The organism is Kitasatospora sp. NPDC047058, assembly GCF_040643935.1.
GTDB lineage: Bacteria > Actinomycetota > Actinomycetes > Streptomycetales > Streptomycetaceae > Kitasatospora.
On the sequence record NZ_JBEYVJ010000678.1, the window covers coordinates 1 to 2,626 of the forward strand.

Here is a 2,626-nt window from a genome sequence, read left to right on the forward strand (position 1 = left end):
GGGCGGCCGTCGGGACCGGCCACCATCACGCTGCCGCGGGCGGCGAGGCCGAGCGCGGTGGGCCGGGCCGGGTCGAAGACCATCGCGGTCTGCGCGGGCGCGGCCTCGGTGGAGGTGTAGTAGTTGACCACGGTGGCGTTCGGGAACGCCCCGGTCAGTGCGGCGGCCACGGTGGGCGGCAGCGCGGCCGCGGTCGAGCCGAGCAGCCGGACCGAGGAGAGGTCGAAGCGGGTGTGCACCCCGGCGTTCAGCAGTTCGGCGGCCATCGCCGGGACCACGAAGACGCTGCCAACCCTGCGCTGTTCGATCAGCCGGGCGAAGCGGCCCGGGGTGAAGCGGGTCGCCACCAGGGCGGCCGGGTGCGCGTCCAGGGCGTTGACCAGCATGGTCTGGCCGGCGTTGGTGCCGACCGCGAAGGAGTGCAGGAATTCCTCGGAGTGGGTCAGCGGCCGGTGCCGGGCGCCCGGCCGGGTGCCGTACACCACGTTGCCGTGGGTGGCCAGGACGCCCTTGGGCCGGCCGGTCGTGCCGGAGGTGTAGAGCACCTGGGCGGGCGCGTCCGGTCCGACCTGCGGCAGCGGGCCTCCCCCGGCCCCGGCCGCGGTCGGGGGCTCGCCCGAAGCCTCGGCCTCGACGGCGAGTCCGGCCGGGCCGACGGTCCACCAGGGCCCGGCGGGGACGGCGGCGGCCGGGCCCGCGATCAGCCCGGCGGCCTCGCAATGGCCCAGTACGTAGGCGACCGCGTCGGCCGGCTGGCGGTCCGAGACCGGCACGGCGACGGCACCGGCCCGGGTCACCGCGCAGTAGTGGACGGCGAAGTCCGGCCAGTCGCGCAGCCCGAACAGCAGGCCCACCCGGTCACCGGGCCGGATGCCCCGCCGGAGCAGCGCCACGGCGGCCGCGGTCGACCGCTCCTGCCACTGGGCGAAGGTCAGCCGCTGCCCGTCGTCGGTGCTGATCGCCGTCCGGTCGGGCTGTGCAGCCGCCCGCAGGTCCAGCAGGCCGTGCACGGTGTAACCGCGGTCTGCGCGGCGCCCGGCCGGCCCGCCGGCCCGCGGCCACGCGGCCGCCCCGGACGATTCCGCGGAGTCCTCGATGTCGCCAACGGCAGCTCTGCGCATGGAACGTGACACTCTCCCCGTTGCCCCTCCAGGTCAGCCCCGAACACCTCTCGATGGGGTATTGGTCCAGACCTGGCTGAGAGATTGGCATAGACCACCTAGGGGGTCAAGGATTCCCGTGGATCTTCCCGGCCCGGGCGGTCTGCGAACCGGCCTACACCGACCTACACCGGCCCGAGCTTCCTCAACCACATGGTTGCGCAAGGAGGCGGGGCGGCGTAGCGTCGTTGTCAACCAAGCAGTTGAGAAAGACCAGGGGTGCACGCCGTGGCCGTCGACCAGCTGTCCCGGGCGTTCGTCGCCCTCGCCGACCCGACGCGCCGCGACATCGTCGCCCGCCTCGCGGTGCGCGACGCCACCGTCGGCGAGCTGGCGGAGTCGTACGCCATGTCGATGCAGGCCGTGTCCAAGCACCTCAAGGTGCTGGAGGAGGCGGGGCTCGTGAGCCGCAGTCGCGACGCCCAGCGCCGGCCCTGTCACCTCGAACCGCAGGCCCTCGACCAGATGACGACCTGGATCGAGCAGTATCGGCACCAGGCCGAGGGGCGGTTCCGCCGCCTGGACGCCGTCCTCGCGGCCATGGGCGACGGGCCGGACGCGGCAACCGAAACCCCCGAGGCCCCCGCGACCACATCCGAACAGCACACCACCCCCCGTGACAACCCGCCCGAGCCGAGCCGAGGAGCACCGTCATGACCTCCGCCGCCCACCCCCACGAGACCCGGATCGACGCGGACCCGGCCCTGCCCACCATCCGGATCGTCCGCGAGTTCGACGCCCCGCCCGAGCGCGTCTTCCGGGCGTGGACCGATCCCGGGCTGGTCGCCCAGTGGCTCGGCCCGGAGGACCTCACGATGAAGATCGACGTCTGGGAGGCCCGCACCGGCGGCTGCTACCGCTACTCCGCCGTGTCCGGGGGCGAGACCATCGCCTCCTTCTACGGCTCCTTCCACGAAGTCCGGCCGGACAGCCGGCTCGTACAGACCTTCACTTACGAGGGCGCACCGGACGGCGTCTTCCTGGAGACGGCGGTCTTCGAGCCGCTCGGGGCAGGACGCACCCGGGTCACCGGCCTCTCGGTGACCGACACCATCGCCGCCCGCGACGCCTTGATCGCCAGCGGCATGGAACGCGGCGTGGTCGAGGGCTACGCCAAGCTGGACGCCCTGCTCGCCACCGGCTGAGGCCGCCCCCGGCCCCGCCTGTCCCGCCACGCAAGCCGGCCCCGCCGCGCTGGCCGCACCCGCCCGCACCCGCTCAGGAGAGCACGGCGACCGCCTCGACCTCGACCAGCTGGTCGTTGTACCCGAGCACCGAGACGCCCAGCAGCGTGCTGGGGACGTCGTGGCTCCCCAGGTACGAGCGGTAGACCTCCCAGACCTTCACCAGGTCATCCTGGTCGGCGGAGGACGTCTCGCTCGGCAGCTATGTCGGGCAGTGGCGTGACGGCGCCAATGGCCTTGAGCGATGGTCCGGGCTTGCCTGGGTCCCACTCGGCAGCTGGA

At 73.6% G+C, this 2,626-nt stretch carries 3 protein-coding genes and 1 pseudogene; 2 read left to right on the forward strand and 2 right to left on the reverse strand.

Annotated elements, in window-relative coordinates:
* Nucleotides 1-1,121: AMP-binding protein (locus ABZ885_RS39195; RefSeq protein WP_360199681.1), on the reverse strand; the 1,121-nt coding region annotated here is incomplete at its 3' end.
* 267 nt (nucleotides 1,122-1,388) lie between these two features.
* On the opposite strand from ABZ885_RS39195, the gene ABZ885_RS39200 reads away from it, so the two are divergent.
* Together ABZ885_RS39200 and ABZ885_RS39205 are read left to right on the forward strand one after the other, a co-directional pair.
* Nucleotides 1,389-1,817, forward strand: coding sequence for a metalloregulator ArsR/SmtB family transcription factor (locus tag ABZ885_RS39200; protein ID WP_360199683.1), 429 nt, complete (start codon nucleotides 1,389-1,391; stop codon nucleotides 1,815-1,817).
* A complete protein-coding gene (locus tag ABZ885_RS39205; protein ID WP_360199685.1) occupies nucleotides 1,814-2,305 on the forward strand; it encodes an SRPBCC family protein in 492 nt (163 codons plus the stop codon). The genes ABZ885_RS39200 and ABZ885_RS39205 overlap by 4 nt, the downstream gene beginning before the upstream one ends.
* Before the next feature lie 73 nt (nucleotides 2,306-2,378).
* On the opposite strand, the pseudogene ABZ885_RS39210 reads toward ABZ885_RS39205, so the two are convergent.
* Nucleotides 2,379-2,531, reverse strand: a pseudogene (locus ABZ885_RS39210) (RidA family protein); the annotation flags it as partial.
* Nucleotides 2,532-2,626: the final 95 nt, after the last annotated feature.